The following is a 16,760-nucleotide window of genomic DNA, read 5'->3' as shown; positions in this document are numbered from 1 at the left end:
TCGACAGCAACCCGATCCCACTCGCGGATCTTGACCGCTCTTACAAAGGCACCTTCGACCTCTGCGTCGAAGCCCTCTCCGACAGCAGCCCGGCGGAGATCGCCCGCGACACCGAGCAGAAGCGGCGCGAATATGAAGCCGCCGGGGTGCGCGAATACTACATCCTGCACCATCAACCGCAATGGCAACGGTTCTATCGGCGCAACGTCTTTGGACGTTACACGCCGATCCCAAGCGAAGACGGGATACTTCAATCGGAGGTGGTGCCCGGCTTGCGCTTTCGGCTCGAGGATCTGCAGCGCCAGCCTGGCCCGGAAGCGCTGATTGAGGATGCGGTTTATGCGTCCTTTGTGCTGCCGGCTTGGCAGCGCGAGCGCGCGGCCTGGCAGCAAGATCGGCAGCAGTTAGAAGCAGAGCGCCAGGCGCGCGAGCAGGCCCAGCAGGAACGCCAACAGGCCGATCAAGCATGCCAACAGGCCGAGCAAGTCGCGCATCGGGAACGCGCCGAGAAAGAGGCGCTGCTCGCGGAACTGACCCGGCTGCGCGGCGCCTCTTAGGCGATTGCCGGAAAAGCTCGTACCGAATTACGCAGGATTTTCGTTTGCCTTCAAAGAGCGTCGCCGGCAGCATAGCCGAGCTATGCGACCGGCGATGCGACGCAAAAGGCGAGCGAAAAGACAAGCAAGGCGGTATGAGCACGCACGGGCGTCACCTCATCAGCGCGGCGGCTTAAGCACCGTCAAGCCACCCATGTAGGGCTGCAGCGCGGCCGGAATCTCAAGACTGCCATCCGCCTGCTGATAGTTCTCCAACACCGCCACCAGCGTGCGACCCACCGCGAGCCCGGAGCCATTCAGCGTGTGCAGCAGCTCGGGCTTGTTGGTCTCGGGATTGCGCCAGCGCGCCTGCAGCCGGCGCGCCTGGAAGTCGCCAAAGCAGGAGCAGGAGGAGATCTCGCGATAGCGCTGCTGGCCGGGCAGCCAGACCTCCAGATCGTAGGTCTTCACCGCCGAGAAGCCGAGATCGCCGGTGCAGAGCGTGACCAGCTGATAGGGCAGCCCGAGCCGCTGCAGCACCGCCTCGGCATGGCCGGTGAGCTGCTCGAGTGCAGCGAACGACTCCTCTGGTCGCACCGCCTGCACCAGCTCGACCTTCTCGAACTGATGCTGGCGGATCATGCCGCGGGTGTCCTTGCCGTAGGAGCCGGCCTCGCTGCGGAAGCAGGGCGTGTGCGCGACCCATTTGCGCGGCAGGCTAGCGGCATCACAGATCAGATCGCGCACCAGGTTGGTGACCGGCACCTCGGCGGTCGGGATCAGGTAGAAGTCGCGCTCCGGCCCCGGCACCCGGAAGAGGTCCTCCTCGAACTTCGGCAGCTGACCGGTTCCGCGCAGGCTGTCGGCGTTGACCAGATAGGGCACATAGGTCTCGCTGTAGCCGTGCTCTTCGGTGTGTAGATCGAGCATGAACTGGATCAGCGCACGGTGCAGCCGGGCCATTGGGCCATTGAGCACGGCGAAGCGCGAGGCGGTGAGCTTGGCCGCGGCATCAAAGTCGATCCAACCCGCCGGCACGCCGAGATCGACATGATCCTTGGGCTCGAAGTCGAAGACGCGCGGCTCACCCCAGGTGCGCTCGACGCGGTTGGCGTTCTCGTCGCGGCCATCCGGCACACTGGCATCGGGCAGGTTGGGGATGCCGAGGGCGATCTCGCGCAGCTCGGCCTGGATGGCCTCGAGTTCGGCGTCCATCGCCTTCAGCCGATCGGCAAAGGCAGCCACCTCGGCCATGATCGGCGCGATGTCCTCGCCGGCGGCCTTGGCCTTGCCGATCGCCTTGGACTTGACGTTGCGCTGGTTCTGCAGCTCCTGCACCTCGCCTTGCAGCGCCTTGCGGCGAGTCTCTAGGGCCTCAATGCGGGTGGTATCAAGATGAAAGCCGCGGCGCGCGAGCTGAGTAGCCACCTGCTCGAGCTCGCTGCGAAGAAGTTTGGGATCAAGCATGTGAAGCCTGTCGGTCAGGGCGTGCGCGTTGGTAACGCCTGCACGCTCGGTGAAGGATGAGGTCACGCGGAAGCGGACCTTGTCTTGTGCTCAAGCACCGCATCGAGAAACCAATCTCGCGTCTGTGTCAGCCAGGTGATGCTGAGGCACGTTCATCACCTTCGACACGCACGCTCCAGGACACCAGATGCCCGGGATCAACGAAATCTTTGATGCGCTCGATCGCGATACGCGCTCGGTCTGGCCGATCGAAAAACTCCAGTACGAGCGGAAGATCGGTCGATAGATCGACCAAGCCGGCACTGTGCACCACGCCAGAGGCGCCGAAGCCGGCAACGCCGCGCGTCACGGTCGCACCCAGCACGCCAAGCTCATCATGCAGGCATTTCAACAGCGGCTTCAGTCCGTGATCCGACTCGGTCAGGTAGACACGGACCATGGTCGCCCAAATCACAGCATGCTCGCACTCAGACCTAGGATCTGAATCCGGCTTGGACTCCGACCCCAGCGTCTTAATGTCTTCTTGCTGACGCACAAACCCTGGCTTAGTCATAACAGCCTCGCACTGATGATACCGGCCCAGCAGGCTCCAAGACAGAGCAGCAGACTGCCGGCAACATTGAGCAGCGCCCGTACCGCCTCACCCTGCTCCACCAGCGTCAGTGTCTCAAGCGAGAAGGTCGAGAAGGTGGTGAAGGAGCCCAGAAAGCCAACCAGCACCGCGGCGCGTAGCTCAGGTGCCACCAGGCCGCGCTCCAAAAAGAGCACGAACAGCAGACCCATGGCATAGGAGCCAAGGCCATTCACGGCCAGGGTTCCCCAGGGAAAATCGCGCCCAAATAGCCGATAGACGCCGGTTGAGACGCCAAACCGCGCCACGGCGCCAAGTGCCCCACCGCTAGCGATCGCCAGGATCTGTAACATCATTCGCCTTGCCGCGCTCGTCCTTTCATTCGAATTGCCGACTGATCGAGCGGATCAGTCGCCGTTAACCTCGGTTTTGGTGCCTGAGGATGCCGGAGACATCGCACCCGATCCAAGTAGGCTGCCATCGCAGACGCTCAAAGCATTCAGCTCCCGGACCCGTCAACGGCTGCCACGACCTGCTCCATCACCGCCTGATTCAAGTCCTCATAGCTGCGCTCGCCAGGCAGGACGGCAGGCAGGAAGCTGACGCTGATCGGTGCCGAGATCCTCGGTAGCCAGGAGCCGCTCGGCAAGGCTCGGCAGGCGCCTTTGATCGCCAAGACTTCGCGCGTACTGTTGGAGCAGAACACCAGCGACGGCGCGCAGTCACGCAGAATATAGGCGACATCCTCTGCCGAGTTCATGAAGTCGATCGGCACCAGGGTGCAGCCCCGCTTCAAACCAGCATAAAAGGCATAGACCCACTCGAGGCGATTCTCGGAGAAGATCGCCACCTGATCGCAGGGCGCGGCCGGGAAAAGCCGCGACACCGCATCGATACGCGCCAGCAATTCAGGATAGCTGATGCGTTGGTCATTCCAGATGAGCGCGGGTCCTTGGTGTTGTTGCAAAAGCATGCGAGTTGATCTTGGTCTTTGGCTGATTCGCGGACATGGAGGGCTGGTATGCGCGAGCGCACACTGAGACGGCTACGCAGTCATCGCTGCCCGCGATGATAGCCTACCCGGTTGCTCGATCATGCATCGCGATCGCACCACTGCCGAGGGGCCCTGCCGATCAATGCCTCTTGCAGATTGTTGTCTCTTGCAGAGCAAGAGATCTCCCGTCGGCGGCATCCAGCATCCAAGATGACGAAAGACTTCGCGTTGACCGCCCCTGTGAGCCTCGCTAATCTTGAGGATTGTTGCGATTCGCTCGATCCAATGGCGATCCCATGCTTGGCTCTACAGCCCATTAACCTTGACCGTTCCGTCCATGGCCACTGTGAAATGCCCTCAATGCGGAAGCAGCAATGTCCGTCGTTCCCAGCGAATGGCGTCGGACCCGAGCCGCAAGAGCCTACCCCTGCTCAATCGGTTCTTTCGCTGCCGCGACTGTCGCTTGCGTTTTCTGGACCGAGACCTCTTGGTCATCTATTCCTGGGGCACTGGGGCCTTTGCCCTCCTTCTCATGAGCATTTTTGTCTCCTTGGCGGTGCGCTATGAGCGCGCAATCTCGGAGTCGGACATCGCCGAGCAAGCCCAGAACGAATCGAGCATCGCCTTCCGAAACGAATCGAGCATCGCCGCACAGAGTGAAACGATCGTCGCCGCAGAGACCGAGGCGGAGACGCTCGATGAGGCTGAGCAACACTTCCGAAAAGGCCTCGAACTGCTTCGTCGCTCAACCTATCGCGAAGACAGTTCCACGCTCCCCAGCGCAGCAAAAAGGCTACGCCAAGCCGCCGAGGAAGGTCACGTCAGGGCCCAGTTGATGCTCGGCGTCTTGCACGAAAACGGCAGCGGTGTCATCCAGGATTACGAACAGGCATTGGAATGGTACCGCCGTGCGGCCATGCAAGGTGAGGCGATGGCGATGTACCGAGTGGGATCGATGCTGAGCCGGGGAATCGGCACCGACAAAGACCTGATTGAAGCCTATGCCTGGTGCAACATCGCCGCAGCGCGCGGCTATCAGGGGGCCGTCATCGACCGCAATCGGGTCGCTGAGATGCTCTCCGATGAGGAGATCAAGGCGGCGCAGCAACAGTCTAGGACCTATGATCAGGAGTTACCCCATCGCATGGCGGCACCCTTTATCTTGCCTGCGGGCCTATGACCTTTCCGCTGCAGCGCTGAATGGAGCTCCCCCACATCACCGTCACCGGAGTAACGGATGATCGAGGCTCATGAGATCAGCCGCCGTTATGGCACCCTGACCGCGGTGGACCGGGTGTCGTTTATGATCGGCCGCCGCGAGATCGTCGGCCTGCTCGGCCAAAACGGGGCCGGCAAGACCACCATCATGAAGATGCTGACTGGCTTCCTGGAGCCCAGCGCGGGGCAGATCGTCATCGACCAGCTTGACCTGGCTAGCCGCCGTCGCGAGGTCCAGCGGCGCATCGGCTACCTGCCGGAGAACTGCCCGCTCTACCCAGACCTGAGCGTGCTCGAGCACCTAGACTATCAAGCAACCCTGCATCGCATACCGCTGCGGCATCGCGCCGATGCAATCCGCCGCGCGATCGAGCGCACGGAGCTTGGCAACAAGGCGCAGGCGACGGTTGCGACCCTCTCGCGGGGCTACCGGCAGCGTCTCGGGGTTGCACAGGCCATCCTCCACGAGCCGCAAATTCTGATCCTAGACGAGCCGACCAACGGTCTCGATCCCTCGCAGATCCAGCACATGCGCGCCCTGATCCGCGAGCTGGCGCGGCAGGCCACTGTGATCATCTCAACGCACGTTTTGCAAGAGGTCGAGGCGCTCTGCTCGCGGGTGCTGATCATGCGCGCTGGCCAGCTCGCGATCGATAGCCGCCTTGACGCACTAAGCACCGATCCACGACTGCTGGTCACGCTCGACCGTCCCCTCTCCGAGGTCAACGAGATCCTTGGCGCGATCGAGACGGTTGGCGCAGTGACCCACCTCGGCGATGAGGGAGCGCGCCGGCGCTTTGCGCTGCAGACAGCCGACCCCAAACGGCTCGCCCCACGCGTTGCGCAGATCGCCGCTGAGCGCGGTTGGGCGCTCTATGCGCTCACACCCGAGCGACAAGATCTTGAGGCCCTGTTCAGAGCGGTTGCGAGCGGCGAGCAGATCCAAGCCGCTGAGTCTAGATCCGCGCCAAGCGCGGCAGCAAATTCCGTACCGACGCCGGATTCAACCAGGGACTCAGGCTCAGACTTGAGTGCTCGCCCAGCGAACGCAAAGGCAACGACAACCACACGCAAGAAAAGACCACAAACGAAGGCGAGACCGAAGCCGCAAGCGAAGCGGGAGCTAAAGCCTCAGGCAAAGGCAAAACCGGCGCCAAGGGTCAAGCTGGGTCCAAAGCCAGCATCGCAATCAAAGGCAAAGGCGGCGCCCAAGCCAACACCAAAATCAAAGGCAAAGGTAAAGGCTGCGCCCAAGCCAAGGTCGGCGAGCTCCGCCAAGGAAGGGCCAACCCATGACTGACATCTTGCGCATCACCCGCAAGGAGCTTGCATCCTTCTTTGGCTCGCCGGTGGCCTATCTGTTCATCGGTGCCTTTCTCGCCGCAAACCTGTTCCTGTTCTTCTGGGTCGAGGCCTTCTTCGCCCGCAACATCGCCGATACCCGTCCGTTGTTCGACTGGATGCCGCTGCTGCTGATCTTCCTCGCCGCGGCGCTGACCATGCGTCTCTGGAGCGAAGAGCGGCGCGCCGGCACCCTGGAGCTGCTGGCGACACTGCCGGTGCCGACCTGGCGGCTGGTGCTCGGCAAGTTCCTCGCCGCCTGGACGCTGGTGGCGATCTCGCTGGCGCTGACTCTACCCTTGCCGCTCAGCGTCGCCCTGATCGGACCACTCGACTGGGGACCAGTGGCCGGCGCTTATCTGGCCACGCTACTGCTCGCAGCGGCCTACATCGCCATCGGCCTATTCGTCTCGGCGCGCACCGATAACCCGATCATCGCGCTGATCGGCACCACCCTGGTTGCAACGCTATTCTATCTGCTCGGTTCGCCGGCGCTGACCAGCCTGGTTGGGCACGGCAGCGGCGAACTGCTGCGCCTGCTCGGCTCCGGCTCCAGGTTTGAATCGATCACGCGCGGCGTTCTCGACCTGCGTGACCTCTACTATTACCTGAGTCTGGTCGGTGCCTTCCTGCTGCTGACCATCGATAGCCTAGAGCGCCTGCGCTGGGCGTCCGATTGCGAGCCCAATAGCCAACGCCGCATTGTCCATCACCGCTGGTCGCTGCTCATTGGGCTTGCGGTGGCCAACCTACTCGCTGCCAACCTCTGGCTGCATCAGGTCGAGACCCTGCGCGCCGACCTGACCCGTGGTGCGGTCTACAGCCTCTCCGAAACCACCCGGACCTATCTGAATCAGCTCCAAGAGCCGCTGCTGATCCGCGGCTATTTCAGTGCCGAGACCCATCCACTGCTCGCACCCCTGGTGCCACAGCTGCGCGATCTGCTGTATGAGTACCAGGCCGCAGGCAACGGACGCCTCATCGTCGAGCTGATCGATCCACACACCAACGCTGAGCGCGAGCGCGAGGCCGGCGAGCACTATGGTATTCAGCCGGTCGCCTTCCAGACCGCGAGCAAATACCAGGCCGGCATTGTCAATTCCTACTTCGATATCTTGGTCAAGTATGGCGACAGTCACGAGGTGCTCGGTTTTCAGGATCTGATCGATGTGAAGGTGCGTGGCGAGACCGATCTCGAGGTGATGCTGCGCAACCCTGAGTACGACATCACCCGAGCAATCAAGAAGCTGCTTTATGGCTGGCAGGCCGGCGGTGATCTGTTCGCCGGCATCAGCCCGCCACTGCACCTGCGCGGGTTTATCTCCGCACCCGAGGCCCTCCCGGACCCCTTACCCGAGCTGCGCGCAGCCCTGGAAGCAGTGCTCGATGACCTGGCGCGCGAGTCCCAAGGGCGCTTCCACTGGGAGATCAACGACCCAGCGCAGGACCCGGCGCTCGAGCAAGAAATCGCCGAGCGCTATGGCCTGCAGCCACTGATCCTGGATCTGTTCGATCCACTTCCCTTCTATTTCGGGCTTGTCCTCGAGCAGGGCGAGCAAGCAATCTCGATTGCACTGCCCGAGCAGCTCGACGCCGCGGGGCTGCGCCGCAGCCTGAGCGCGGCGATCAAGCGCTTTACCCCCGGCGTACTGCGCAGCATCGCGCTCTATCGGCCCGAACCTAGCCCAGGCATGCTGGGGATGGACAACCTTGGTGGCAGCGTCAGCGACCCAGGCTACAGCCTGCTCGAAGAGGTGCTACAAGCCAACTTCAACCTGCTCGCGACCGATCTGCGCGACGGGCAGGTACCCGAACAGGCCGATCTGCTACTGGTCATCGCGCCCAGGGCTCTCGACGAACGCCAGCGCTTTGCCATTGACCAATTCCTGATGCAGGGCGGCACCCTGATCCTCGCCGCCGAGCCGCTCAGTGTCGATCTCAGCGGTGGGCGCATCAGCGCCATCGAACAGCCTACTGGACTCGAGGACTGGCTCCGGGGACACGGCGTTCGGCTTGGGCCAGGGCTGGTTCTGGACCCACAGAACACTCCGTTCCCGATCCCTGTTCAGCGACAGCTCGGCGGCTTCTTGATCGAAGAAATCCAGATGCTGCCCTATCCCTATTTCCCGGATGTGCGCGACAATGGGTTGAGTGAGGCCTCCGGCATCACCGCCGGATTGGGTCAACTGACCATGACTTGGGCAGCGCCGATCAACATCGATGTCGAGGCCAACGCTGAGCGCCGGGTGGTGCGACTGATCGAATCCTCCGCGGCTGCTTGGACGCGCGAGGACAGCGATCTACAGCCCGATCTGGAGACCTATCCGGAGCTCGGCTTCGCGCCTGGCGATGACACTGGGCGCAAGCTGCTCGGGGTCTTGCTCGAGGGCCGCTTCGAGTCGGCCTTCGCCAACCAGCGCTCGCCCTTGCTCAGCGAGCAGCGCCCCGGCAAGCCAGCGAGCGTGGAAGCAGGGCAGGATCGCGCATTGGGTAACGGAATCTCCTGGGACGATGTGGCAGCCCTCGCGGAGGCCGATACGTCGAAGCTCGACTCACCACGGCTCACTGGCGTCGTCGATCACTCACCTCGCTCGGCCCGGCTGATCCTATTCGGCTCCTCGAGCTTCCTCTCGGACACCGCCATCAGCCTCGCCACCGAGGCCACCCAGAGCCGATACTTGGCGCCACTGAGCCTGATTCAGAACGCCATCGACTGGTCGCTTGAGGACCGCGGGCTGCTCGCATTGCGCGGCCGCGGCCAGTACAGTCGCCTGCTCGAGCCCGTTGGACGCGAGCAACGCATCCTGCTGGAAGCGCTGAACTACCTGCTCGCGCTCGGGGGTCTGGTGCTGGTCTTCGCACTGCACCGACGGCTGCATCAGCGCCGCGAACGGGCATTGGCTGCGATCCTGGAGGGTTGAGCCATGAGCGCGCGATTGAATCCATTTCCAAGCTTCCTCCGCAACCCCGGGAGCCGGCTTGATCCAAGCTGGCGCCGGGCGCTGCTGAATCCCGCCGTCAGTCTGATGATCACGCTGCTGGTTGCTCAGCTGGTCGCCGCTCTGGTGCTCGCCGGTAACACGATCCGCTCCAACATCGATCATGCACCACTGCTGGCGCTGTCCAGCGAGCAGATCACGCGCATCCTGATCCGCAGCGCTGATGAGCACGTCGAGCTCGCGCACGCAGCCGAGGGCTGGGTGCTGCCTGCGCTCGCTGACTTCCCAGCCGACGCGGACAAGGTCGATCAGCTGCTGAGCAGGCTAATGGCCCTCCAGCGGCCGCTGCCAGTCGGCGCCAGCAGCGAGACGCAACAACGGCTCAAGGTGGCCGACGACAATGCCGAGCGCCGTATCCGCCTGCTCGGTGATGCCGGCGAGCTGGCGCAGATTCTGCTCGGCGATTCATCCGGCTTCCGCCGCCTCTATGCTCGGCTGGCCGGAGAAGAGGCGGTCTACGATCTGCCATTGGCCAACGTCCAGATCACCAGTGACAGCGATGATTGGGTCCGCCACGACCAGCTTTGGCTCGATGCCGAGGCAATCCTGCGCATTAGTTACCATGGTCACCATGACTGGACGCTGAGCCGCCAGCATGGCGACTGGCAGCTCACGACAAAGTCCGGTCCATCCGTTGGCCTTGCAAAGCTTGCAAAGGCGGCATCGCCCCTTGCCTTGGACCAAAACCAGCAAACAGAGACCGATCGAGATCCGCCTCAGCCGAGCCTATCGGAGCTGGAGCCGAGCGAACTGGAATCGGACAAGCTGGAAACGGACGAGCTGCAACCGAGCGAGCTAGACCCGGCTAAGGCAGAGACGCTGGTGAGGCGTATCGCGAAGCTTAGCTACCGGGGCGTTCGGATGCCTGCGGCCCTCGCGAATCCAATGCGGGATCACCATGCTGCGAGCGCAGATGCCGATGACACTTTCGCGACGAGCAGCCCCAATGCCGCCACTGATCTCAGCAATGGTACTGCTGCCGCGGCCACCCTTGAGGCAACGTCAACCGCGATTGAGCTGCGATCGGAGCCGCTTTTGCAACTCGAGATTGGCATCCAAGGTGGCGACAGCCTCATCCGAAGGGTTTTTGCCGACCCGAACGGCGGCTATCTGCTACAAACCGACAGCGATCCTCAGCTTTATGCGCTGTCCGAGTACGATCTCGACGGCCTAATCGATCTCGAGCTGGAGCAACTGATGGTCCAGCGTGCCGCTGAGCCGACCGAGAAGGCGAGCGCCCCTGAAGCAGGGTCGGGGGATAACTCTGCTGCGATCAACACTGAGGACCAGTCAGAGGTCCAGCCTAAGGCCCAGACCGCGCCCCACTCTCGCTCTGACAGCGAGGCTGATCACCCATCGGAGTCGGCCGCGCCCCAAACGGCAACAGCCGAAGACCAAGGGACACCTTCGCCCGAAGTTGCCGCGCCAGCATCGGAGATTGCCACGCCAGACTCGGAAATGACCACACCTGAGCCAAGCGTTGGCATGCCAGGACCGGAGGTTGCCATTCCAGACAGCGAAGCACCCAGGGAGCCCGCAACCAACGCGGCGACCGAGCCGGTAGATCAACCCGAATTCCGCCCACGGCAGCCGCCGGCACAGCCACCCACTCAGCTCCCAGTGCCGCCGCAGTGGCCTTATCAGCGTTATGCTCCACCGAACCGCCAACCCTGGCCGCCAGGGAGCTCCTCGCAGAGTCCTGCACAGGGCTCACCACCACAGACGGCGCCCACTTGGCGATAAGGACAACGGCCCGTCGCTCACATCTCCCGTGCTCGCACCCAGATTAACGCGCCCAGCTCGACCGGCACCTGCTCGCCATCGGGGTTGGCCATGGTCTCCTCGCCCTCGAGTAGAGCGGCAAAGCCCCACCAGCCAGCCCGTGGCATCGCGTAGCTGAAGACGCCATTGGCATCGGCTTTCACGACCTGCGTGACAAAGGGCGACGCGGGTGGCTCAACCGAGCCGTCGTTACGCCATTCAACCTCAACCCTGGCAAAAGGCACTGGCTGCCCACCGCGAGTTACCACAGCGCTGAACAGGTTGCCAGCCCAGAGCCCATAGGGACGCACCAGCGGCTCGATCTCCACCGGGAGGCCGACCCTCTGATCCCAGCCCTCCTCTGCGCCAAAGGCATCAACCACGGTCTTGGTGTAATGAATGATCATCACCCCCTCGGCCGGCTCCCAGTAGGGTGCCGGCTCGACGAAAAACAGGTAGTCAGCAGGACCCGAAACCTGATACTCGGCCTGATAGGCGGCCTGGCCTTCGCGCTTCACCGCTTGCAACCGATCCGTCAAATCCTGTGCGCCTTCCGGGGTCAGTACGCCAAAACGCACCGGCTCGCCCATCGGCATCACCGGCCCGCGCTCCATAGGATGGGTGAAGCTCAGGTCCAAGGTCAGCGTCGAGCCCGTCTCTGCGGTTAGACTCTCGGTCGAGGGGATCAGCTCCAAGAAATGCGCCTGAACTGCAAGCGGTATCATCAGCGTCAGCGCGGCGAGCCAATGCCGCCTAGCGGGCAGCGAGTGATCGCGCTTGTCATGCGTATGAACATGGGGTGACGTCATGGAAGGCCTCCAGGGTTGGTTGATCAAGCCATTGGATATCCTAAAATAAGATATTTTAGGATTTTTTCATACTTTTTTGCATTGTCCCAAGAAGCGCTTTTCAACCGCAGATGACGCAGAGAGGCGGAGGGAGGCGCAGAGAAAGATGATCCTCGATCGCGCATCCTTGAACATGCCTCTTTAGAGCATACGCGGTTTACCTTCGATGTCTTTTTGACGACGCTTGATCACGCAGACCGGGTGGCTCACAGGCATCGGGGGCGTCTCGCTGTTGATCCTCTGTGGCGCCAGCTGCTTGTGCAGACCCCTGCTCGCCGATGCCTGTCTGCGCAATGCCATGCGCCTCGACCCCCAGGAGCTGCGCTGGCCCTATTACGCCGGCGTCGTTACGCGGATGCGCGTACCCACCTTGAGGCCGCGCTGGAGGCGAATCCGGATGCCACTGAGGTGCACTACCCGCTTGCGCGGGCTTACCAAGGTCTTGGGCTCGAGGACAAGGCCAAGGCACAGATGAAGCAGTTCCTGCTGCGCTCACGCGGCTGCTTCAGCTGATTGCCGAGGCCCATGCGGGGACCAACGAAACACTCGTCGCCAAACGCATCCAGGCCTTGAGGGAAGCCGACCCCGGAAATGACCGGCTCACCTATGCCGAGGCGAGATTGCTTGCGGTCGCCAGCGCTGCCGAGGTCAATCATCCGGCCCGAACCATGGAGCATGCAATCCTGTTTAGAGGGGCTGATTCGGCTCAGTGAGCCTCTGAGATCGCATTGCTCAGCGCGCCTTGTCAGACTCAGCAGGCGCCCGCGGGGCAGGAGCGGCATAGGCCGTGCCGGGGTCATGGTAGGGATAGGGCGCGCCAGAATAGCCCCAAGGCTCCCGCAGCACCTGCGGCAGTGATCAACAATGTGCGCATGATGTTTTCTCCTCGATACGTACAAGGGTTCTGATTCAGGAACCTGTATCCCATGCAAATTATATCTGTTACTCCATGCATTGCATGCGGAATAAGCTCCTCCCTAACAGGCACAGAAACACTTATGCTTTGATCATCCCTGACGAGCATGGCAGGATCGATGACCATCACCATCGAGTCTCCGTGGCTCGATGGGTTACCATGTCTTGTCTTAGACGCTGCCGGTCTCCGTGACCCTTACCTTGAGTCATGCGTAATCAGAAGCAAACAACACTCCTACTCCTCCTGAGCCGAGCACTCCCGCTGCAACTGCTCGCGCTCAGCAGCCTGCTGCTCTTTGCCGGCTGCGCCCAGCTCTCGATGCCGAGCAGCCCCGAGACTTCAACGCTCGCTGAGGTCGATGCTGAGATTGAGCTCGAGACCGCAGAGGTGGTGCCGGAGGCCATTCCCGAGCCACAGGAAGACCCAGAGCCCGAGAAGCTTTACGAATGGAATGGCGCCGGACGCAGTATCTCGCATGTGGTGATCGATACCAATGCGCAGCGCGCGCGATTCTACGACGGTCGGGAGCAGGTAGGCTGGACCACCATCGCCTCCGGCGTCTCAGCGCATCCAACCCCAAGCGGTGAATTCCAGATCATGGAGAAGGTGGCGAAGAAACGCTCCAACCTCTATGGGCGCATTTACAATGCCAAGGGTGGCCTGCACAAGCGGAACGCCCGTTCCAGCGACCCGATCCCTGCCGGGGGCAAGTTTGTTGGCGCAAACATGCCCAACTTCATGCGCATGACCTATGACGGCATTGGCATTCACGCTGGCGCTATCCCCAACCCCGGGCAACCTGCCTCACATGGCTGCATTCGCCTTCCGAACGAGGTCGCCTCAAGCCTCTTTGCGCACACCAATATCGGCACCCGTGTGACCGTGATTGGCAACGGCCCAGACTACGGCAACTACGCCGAGCGCATTCGCCGCCAACGCGAGCAAGCACAGCGCGATCGCGTCGCCGTCGCCAGCGCGAATGCCGATACCAACGCCGAGCCTCGGCGCCCCAGATCCACATCAGAGACTCGCGGGACGAGCAGCGCCGACTCATCCAGTTCATCCAGTGAGCGCGCATCAAACCCGAGCGAAGCGGAACCGACGCAAACGGCGAGCCGTGCTAGCCAAGAGCTTGCGCGCCCTGAGCGGACATTGACGGACGCAGCCACAATCCCGGCCAGGAACGATGAAAGCAGCAACAACAGGGACGATAGGCTAGCCAGCAATGAGAACAACGCCAGCACGGACGCAGAGACGGCCGACACGCCTCAAGCAGCGGTTCGGTCGCAAAGCAGTTCACCGGAGTCGGCAAGCAATAGCAACGCCAACGAGGATCGCGAAGGTGCCCATGCGATGACCACAGGAGAAGCCAACAGGTCGGCCCCAACAGGCTCAGGCCCAGCAGAATCAGCCGCATCCGGGTCAGGATCAGCGGAATCAAGGTCTCAGGCTGCCGCTCCAGAGACCTCGGCGGCGCCGGCGGAAGAGCCCAGGGCACAGCCGCAAAAGCAAAGGTCAACTCCTATCGATGCAACATCAACAGCTGCAGAATCGCCGCCATCGGATCACCCGGAACCGGCAGCAAGCCCTCGAGCGAACCGACCCAGCCCAGCGCCACAACCCCTACAGACGGCACCACCGAGAACGATGACGCCCAAGGCGCCCGAGATCCGCTCAGCGGACGGTGGCGAGTCCAGCGACGACCAAGGCTAGCGCACGCGGAGTCCTGCAGCTGATGGTGCAGATGGCGCCCTCGACAGGATTCGAACCTGTGACCTACCGCTTAGGAGGCGGTTGCTCTATCCTGCTGAGCTACGAGGGCAAAGGATGGATTTGAGAGACGGTTGACAGTTGCAAGCGCTGCCGTTTAGCCATCGCCCCATGTTACCGCGCGCGACCCCTGATAACCAAACCCAAAGCGAGTCGGTTGCGTGACAAGCCAAGCGATTGCACTTACACTAGGCGGTCTGGCTGAGTGGCAGAGTGGTTATGCAGCGGCCTGCAAAGCCGTGGACGCCGGTTCGATTCCGACCTCAGCCTCCATCTTTTCAAAGACTTAGCCGGCTTAATGCCGGCTTTTTTGTGCCCGATCGCCACCGACTTAATTGTTGCTGCTGCTGTGGTTTTGGCGTCCTTTGAGCTTGCCGGCGAGGCGATGTGAACGAATTAACCCATTTCAACCGCGCGGGCGAAGCGCGGATGGTCGATGTTGGCGCCAAGCCCGAGACCGAGCGCGTCGCCCAGGCCCAAGGCTGCATCCGGATGCAGCCCGAGACGCTGCGCCTGATCGAGCACGGTGGCCACGCCAAGGGTGACGTACTCGGCATCGCCCGCATCGCTGCTATCATGGGCGCCAAGCGCACCGCGGAACTGGTTCCGCTCTGCCATCCATTGGCGCTGACCAAGGTCGAATGCCACTTCGAGATCCAGCAGGCAGCCACCAGGGCCGGCCATGATCCTAGCGCAGCATCCTGGACTGAAGCAGGCGCTAAAGCTGCTGTCATCTGTCGCGCTAGCGTCGCAACGCGCGGTCGAACGGGTGTTGAGATGGAGGCCCTCTGTGCGGTGCAGATCGCACTGCTGACCATCTACGACATGTGCAAGGCGGTTGACCGTGGCATGATCATCGATCAGGTTCGCCTGCTCGAGAAGCGCGGCGGCCGCAGTGGGCACTGGACAAGCACCGCATGAGCGAGCCGATCACCAACCCACTGTTCCAACGCGCGACCTTCCTCAACTCGGCGCCGGACTTGGCGGCCACCCCGGATGACAGTGGCTATGAGGTCGCCTTCGCCGGCCGCTCGAACGCAGGCAAATCGAGTGCTATCAACGCCATCTGCCATCAACGCGGGCTAGCACGCACGAGCAAGACACCGGGGCGCACGCAGCAGCTGATCTTCTTTCGGCTCGATGATGAGCGCCGGCTAGTGGATCTGCCCGGCTATGGATTCGCTAAGGTCTCGCTCTCCATCAAGCGGCGTTGGCAGCAGCTGATGGAGCGTTATCTCGAGCGCCGCAGTTCGCTCAAGGGGCTGGTCGTGGTGATGGATATTCGCCATCCCTTGACCGACATCGACCAGCAGATGATCGATTGGGGGATCGCCGCCGGGCTGCCCCTGCTGCTGTTGTTGACCAAGGCCGACAAACTCAAGCGTAGCGGCGTTTCGCGCAGCCTCAATGCGGTTCGCAAAGCGCTGGCTGAGGCGCCAGTGCCGGTTGATGTGATGGCCTTTTCGGCTGTCAGCCGGCTTGGTCTGAACCCAGTGCAAGCGCAGGTGATGGCCTGGCTCGGTTGCTCAGCCTTGGCCTCTGAGGCAGAGGATGAGCGGGGGCTTGCAACCGCAGCAAACACTTAGCCGCTCTCAGCAACACCGCAGCTGTCTGCGCGCACCAGCGCGTTGTATCCGACTTTCATGTCCGCATCGCCGCTCGCCTTGAGCGGGCTTCAAAATTCGCCGGCAGCAGCGCCTTGCATCATCCCGAACAGGGTGTCGCGAACCTTGATCGCCGACAGCTTTAGCGCTTCCGGAAGCTCTGTGCCGCCATAGATCATGAAATCCAAGTTCATCGAGAACAGCCAGAGCTTGCCCTCGCGATCCTCAACCAGCGCAATCCGACAGGGCATGAAACCACTGTAATGATTCCGGTACTCGAGCATCATCTTGCCGACTTGCGCATCGCAGAACGAGAGGAAGTTGACATAGCGATAGTCCTCGCCTGTGACCGCCTCGACCTGCTGATAGAACGGTGATTCCCCGACGTAGAGCAGATTATGGGTGGTTGCGAGGCTCTTCAGGGAATCGATCACCTCTTCCGGACTCAGCCCCTCTTCGACTGGAACCGACCACATCATGGCACCGCCCGGGTCGCCAGTCTCGAGAAGGTTCGCGGCGAAGGTCGAATAGGTTGGCAGGAATTCCGGATCAAAACTGGCGAGGCGCGGGCCGAGCCAGATCGCTGCCACGAGCAGAGCGATCAAGGTTAACGCGCCGATGACCGCGAGCAGATTGCGAATCAGGGACATGCCGAGCTCCGACAAGGGACGACTTGATTGACTAACGGGGGGCCAGGCAAGACCAGGACTTTCATCTGCCGTCAGTCAGGCAAAC

15 protein-coding genes and 2 tRNA genes are annotated in these 16,760 nt (G+C 62.2%); 10 read left to right on the top strand and 7 right to left on the bottom strand.

Going from position 1 to position 16,760, the window contains the following annotated elements; translation table 11 throughout:
- Positions 1–557: Uma2 family endonuclease (locus tag VBE63_RS09560; protein WP_323682787.1), on the top strand; the 557-nt coding region annotated here is incomplete at its 5' end.
- A 159-nt stretch (positions 558–716) separates the two neighbouring features.
- On the opposite strand, the gene serS is transcribed toward VBE63_RS09560, so the two are convergent.
- The 4 genes from serS to VBE63_RS09540 all read right to left on the bottom strand — a co-directional run bounded on the left by serS (position 717) and on the right by VBE63_RS09540 (position 3,547).
- Positions 717–2,003 carry a serine--tRNA ligase gene (serS, locus tag VBE63_RS09555; RefSeq protein WP_323682786.1) on the bottom strand — a complete coding sequence of 429 codons (1,287 nt, stop codon included), beginning with the start codon at positions 2,001–2,003 and terminating at the stop codon, positions 717–719.
- A gap of 127 nt (positions 2,004–2,130) precedes the next feature.
- The gene (locus tag VBE63_RS09550) at positions 2,131–2,442 is read right to left on the bottom strand and encodes a DUF190 domain-containing protein (protein ID WP_323682785.1); all 312 of its coding nucleotides are present in this window, start codon (positions 2,440–2,442) and stop codon (positions 2,131–2,133) included.
- A gap of 110 nt (positions 2,443–2,552) precedes the next feature.
- Complete coding sequence (gene crcB, locus VBE63_RS09545; RefSeq protein WP_323682784.1) at positions 2,553–2,930, bottom strand: fluoride efflux transporter CrcB; 378 nt, start codon at positions 2,928–2,930, stop codon at positions 2,553–2,555.
- Positions 2,931–3,073: 143 nt separating this feature from the next.
- Positions 3,074–3,547, bottom strand: coding sequence for an AMP-binding protein (locus VBE63_RS09540; RefSeq protein WP_323682783.1), 474 nt, complete (start codon positions 3,545–3,547; stop codon positions 3,074–3,076).
- Between the two features lie 553 nt (positions 3,548–4,100).
- On the opposite strand from VBE63_RS09540, the gene VBE63_RS09535 reads away from it, so the two are divergent.
- The 4 genes from VBE63_RS09535 to VBE63_RS09520 are packed head-to-tail and all read left to right on the top strand — an operon-like array spanning position 4,101 to position 10,869.
- Entirely contained in the window at positions 4,101–4,748 is a 648-nt protein-coding gene (locus tag VBE63_RS09535; protein WP_323682782.1) for a tetratricopeptide repeat protein, read from the top strand.
- A 57-nt stretch (positions 4,749–4,805) separates the two neighbouring features.
- Positions 4,806–6,086 (top strand): ABC transporter ATP-binding protein, encoded by a 1,281-nt coding sequence (locus VBE63_RS09530; RefSeq protein WP_323682781.1) that lies wholly within the window; start codon positions 4,806–4,808, stop codon positions 6,084–6,086.
- Positions 6,079–9,048 (top strand): Gldg family protein, encoded by a 2,970-nt coding sequence (locus VBE63_RS09525; protein ID WP_323682780.1) that lies wholly within the window; start codon positions 6,079–6,081, stop codon positions 9,046–9,048. Before VBE63_RS09530 ends, VBE63_RS09525 begins: the two co-directional genes overlap by 8 nt.
- 3 nt (positions 9,049–9,051) lie before the next feature.
- Positions 9,052–10,869 (top strand): DUF4340 domain-containing protein, encoded by a 1,818-nt coding sequence (locus VBE63_RS09520; RefSeq protein ID WP_323682779.1) that lies wholly within the window; start codon positions 9,052–9,054, stop codon positions 10,867–10,869.
- Positions 10,870–10,886: 17 nt separating this feature from the next.
- Here VBE63_RS09520 and VBE63_RS09515 read toward each other — a convergent pair whose 3' ends face one another.
- Positions 10,887–11,696 (bottom strand): DUF4198 domain-containing protein, encoded by an 810-nt coding sequence (locus tag VBE63_RS09515; RefSeq protein ID WP_416274531.1) that lies wholly within the window; start codon positions 11,694–11,696, stop codon positions 10,887–10,889.
- Positions 11,697–11,993: 297 nt separating this feature from the next.
- Between VBE63_RS09515 and VBE63_RS09510 the strand changes: the two genes are divergently transcribed.
- Both VBE63_RS09510 and VBE63_RS09505 read left to right on the top strand, forming a co-directional pair.
- A complete protein-coding gene (locus VBE63_RS09510) occupies positions 11,994–12,248 on the top strand; it encodes a tetratricopeptide repeat protein (RefSeq protein ID WP_323682778.1) in 255 nt (84 codons plus the stop codon).
- Between the two features lie 610 nt (positions 12,249–12,858).
- Positions 12,859–14,364 (top strand): L,D-transpeptidase family protein, encoded by a 1,506-nt coding sequence (locus tag VBE63_RS09505; RefSeq protein WP_323682777.1) that lies wholly within the window; start codon positions 12,859–12,861, stop codon positions 14,362–14,364.
- A 32-nt stretch (positions 14,365–14,396) separates the two neighbouring features.
- Here the strand turns inward: VBE63_RS09505 and VBE63_RS09500 are convergent.
- Positions 14,397–14,473: transfer RNA gene (locus tag VBE63_RS09500), tRNA-Arg, on the bottom strand.
- A gap of 147 nt (positions 14,474–14,620) precedes the next feature.
- On the opposite strand from VBE63_RS09500, the gene VBE63_RS09495 reads away from it, so the two are divergent.
- The 3 genes from VBE63_RS09495 (at position 14,621) to yihA (ending at position 16,007) form a co-directional block, all read left to right on the top strand.
- Positions 14,621–14,694, top strand: a tRNA-Cys gene (locus VBE63_RS09495).
- Between the two features lie 114 nt (positions 14,695–14,808).
- Positions 14,809–15,342, top strand: coding sequence for a cyclic pyranopterin monophosphate synthase MoaC (moaC, locus tag VBE63_RS09490; protein ID WP_323682776.1), 534 nt, complete (start codon positions 14,809–14,811; stop codon positions 15,340–15,342).
- The gene (gene yihA, locus VBE63_RS09485; protein WP_323682775.1) at positions 15,339–16,007 is read left to right on the top strand and encodes a ribosome biogenesis GTP-binding protein YihA/YsxC; all 669 of its coding nucleotides are present in this window, start codon (positions 15,339–15,341) and stop codon (positions 16,005–16,007) included. The genes moaC and yihA overlap by 4 nt, the downstream gene beginning before the upstream one ends.
- An 89-nt stretch (positions 16,008–16,096) precedes the next feature.
- Here yihA and VBE63_RS09480 read toward each other — a convergent pair whose 3' ends face one another.
- Positions 16,097–16,675: a DUF302 domain-containing protein gene (locus VBE63_RS09480; RefSeq protein ID WP_323682774.1), complete on the bottom strand. Its 579-nt coding sequence runs from the start codon at positions 16,673–16,675 to the stop codon at positions 16,097–16,099.
- Positions 16,676–16,760 lie beyond the last annotated feature (85 nt).

The sequence above is a fragment of the Lamprobacter sp. genome (genome assembly GCF_034860625.1).
Taxonomy (GTDB): Bacteria; Pseudomonadota; Gammaproteobacteria; order Chromatiales; family Chromatiaceae; genus Lamprobacter.
Note: the sequence above shows the minus strand (reverse complement) of the source record. Positions and strands in the feature narration are given on the sequence as shown.

Excerpts from the sequence above, each read along its gene's own strand:
- crcB (WP_323682784.1), bottom strand. The coding sequence starts at position 2,930 with ATGATGTTACAGATCCTGGCGATCGCTAGCGGTGGGGCACTTGGCGCC.
- VBE63_RS09540 (WP_323682783.1), bottom strand. The coding sequence starts at position 3,547 with ATGCTTTTGCAACAACACCAAGGACCCGCGCTCATCTGGAATGACCAA.
- VBE63_RS09520 (WP_323682779.1), top strand. The coding sequence starts at position 9,052 with ATGAGCGCGCGATTGAATCCATTTCCAAGCTTCCTCCGCAACCCCGGG.
- VBE63_RS09480 (WP_323682774.1), bottom strand. The coding sequence starts at position 16,675 with ATGTCCCTGATTCGCAATCTGCTCGCGGTCATCGGCGCGTTAACCTTG.
- VBE63_RS09550 (WP_323682785.1), bottom strand. The coding sequence starts at position 2,442 with ATGGTCCGTGTCTACCTGACCGAGTCGGATCACGGACTGAAGCCGCTG.
- VBE63_RS09530 (WP_323682781.1), top strand. The coding sequence starts at position 4,806 with ATGATCGAGGCTCATGAGATCAGCCGCCGTTATGGCACCCTGACCGCG.
- VBE63_RS09525 (WP_323682780.1), top strand. The coding sequence starts at position 6,079 with ATGACTGACATCTTGCGCATCACCCGCAAGGAGCTTGCATCCTTCTTT.
- VBE63_RS09515 (WP_416274531.1), bottom strand. The coding sequence starts at position 11,696 with ATGACGTCACCCCATGTTCATACGCATGACAAGCGCGATCACTCGCTG.
- VBE63_RS09535 (WP_323682782.1), top strand. The coding sequence starts at position 4,101 with ATGAGCATTTTTGTCTCCTTGGCGGTGCGCTATGAGCGCGCAATCTCG.
- yihA (WP_323682775.1), top strand. The coding sequence starts at position 15,339 with ATGAGCGAGCCGATCACCAACCCACTGTTCCAACGCGCGACCTTCCTC.
- serS (WP_323682786.1), bottom strand. The coding sequence starts at position 2,003 with ATGCTTGATCCCAAACTTCTTCGCAGCGAGCTCGAGCAGGTGGCTACT.
- VBE63_RS09505 (WP_323682777.1), top strand. The coding sequence starts at position 12,859 with ATGCGTAATCAGAAGCAAACAACACTCCTACTCCTCCTGAGCCGAGCA.